The organism is Bartonella sp. CL70QHWL (genome assembly GCF_042194855.1).
GTDB lineage: Bacteria > Pseudomonadota > Alphaproteobacteria > Rhizobiales > Rhizobiaceae > Bartonella.
In genome coordinates, this window is record NZ_JBHINJ010000069.1 from 1 (window position 1) to 1,892 (window position 1,892).

1 protein-coding gene and 1 pseudogene are annotated in these 1,892 nt (G+C 40.0%); one reads left to right on the forward strand and one right to left on the reverse strand.

Features of this window, described 5'->3' with window-relative positions; all coding sequences use genetic code 11:
* Window positions 1–260 precede the first annotated feature (260 nt).
* A complete protein-coding gene (locus ACFIJZ_RS09695; protein WP_375631944.1) occupies window positions 261–1,427 on the reverse strand; it encodes a tyrosine-type recombinase/integrase in 1,167 nt (388 codons plus the stop codon).
* Between the two features lie 175 nt (window positions 1,428–1,602).
* Between ACFIJZ_RS09695 and ACFIJZ_RS09700 the strand changes: the two are divergent.
* A pseudogene (locus ACFIJZ_RS09700) lies at window positions 1,603–1,892 on the forward strand (phage portal protein); the annotation flags it as partial.

Genomic DNA, 1,892 nt, shown 5'->3' on the forward strand with positions numbered 1-1,892 from the left:
TGAAGCAATTTTGCACTTTCACGGTCTGTTAAAAGAATATCATTTTCTGTCATTCTAAAATCCTTTCACTATAAAAACAAAAACAAATCATAATCATTTATTAACCACATTTTGGTTCATTTAGAAAGATGTTTTATTCATAGAAAACAATATTTTATTATACAATTTCTAATGTGATAATTTATGAGTCTTATTGAGAAAGAATGAGAGAGAAGAGAGCTAAAGTTATCCACAGATAATGGGGTTATTCACCCCATATCTTAAGATTGACCCGTGACATAAGCCGCCCATTTATCCATATAGACACGGCGCTGTTCTAGATAATCAGTACGACGATAGGCACGCTCTACTTTACCGCCGACCGTATGACTTAGAATAGTTTCAGCGACCTCATAGGGGGCATCGGTTGTTTCAGCAAGCCAATCGCGTAAACTAGAGCGAAAACCATGCGGGCAGGCTTCAAGTTTATTGTCTCTCATATATTGAGCCATACACTTCTCAGCGAGGGGACCGCGACCTTTAGCAGAAAAAAAGAAATCATTACGAGAAAGCAATCGTGCTTGTTTTAAAATGTCTAATGCTTCAGTTGATAAAGGCACGCGAAATTCTTTTGTTGTATCACGCTTGCCTTTCATATTTTCAGCAGGTATGGTCCATATATCCCCATCAATTTGATCTTTATGAATATGACGTAAAGGATTGGTACGAACACCTGTCAGAATAAGCAAACGCAAAGCCAGTTGTGTTATGGTTGATGCTTCACAGAGTGTTTTATAAAAAGCCGGAACCTCTCTCCAATCCATGGCTGGTCTATTAGTGACCTTATGGCGTTGTTTTCCTAAGAGAGCTTTTGCTTTTTCTACAGCTTGTAAATCAACATCTACACCTAATGCAGCCGCATGTTTGAGACAAAGATTAAGACGTATCAATGCTGTTCGAGCAATTACAGCCTTTGTATGCCAAATGGGAGAAAGGGTATTGCGTATCTCTGTTTGCGTAATCTCTGAAACGGGTAAACAGCCTAATTTAGGGAGAATATAAAGGCGTAAAGGTGTAAACCATTTACCATTTTTACCATCACCTTTTAATTCAGCTTTACGAGTTTCAAAAGTATCTAGTGCAATATCTTTTAAGTAATGGAGATTGCTTATTGCCTCACGCTTTTGTTTTTCACGTTCTTTAATAGGGTCACGCCCTTCACGTAAAACAGCCCGCCATCCTGTTGCCAATTCACGGGCTTGTTTTAAAGAAACATCTCGCAAGGCACCCAAGCCCATTTCACGGCGCCGACCATGAATGGTATAACGATAAAGCCATTGAGCACCACCATCTTTACGCTTATGGAGAAGCAAGCCGGCACCATCATTATATTTGCCAGCTCCCAATGTTGCGACAGCCCTTGCATTAAGACGATTCATAAGAACCATTTTTACTCCTTTCTGCTATAGTTTTTACCCACACATCAACCCCGCTTGTGACGTGCAAGCAAGTGATTTTGATTGATTCAAGATACACAGATTTAAGATGAGAGAATCTTACGTTATTCAGGGTTCTCATTCAATATGAATAACGCTAGATTATGATTATAAATCAATGCCTTGAACACTTGTTGAATGCCGTTGGTTTGAAAGCGAGAGGTATTACAAAGCGCCCGATTTAAGCACTGGAGAACTTCGTGATTATAGCGAGGAAGAATTTAAGCAGCTACAGTGCATGATGCCCGATATCCAAGGGGCAGCTTTCAATAAAAAGGTTGTAAGACGTGCTTTTTTAGGGAGAAAATTGCTTGAATCCCCCGATCAACCCATGGTTCCAGCGGGTCAATTGGGTTGGGAGTGTATAACGGGGTATTTTGACAAGATAGAACGGCAATTTTATGGGGTTGTGCGTCC

Excerpts from the sequence above, each read along its gene's own strand:
- ACFIJZ_RS09695 (WP_375631944.1), bottom strand. The coding sequence starts at position 1,427 with ATGGTTCTTATGAATCGTCTTAATGCAAGGGCTGTCGCAACATTGGGA.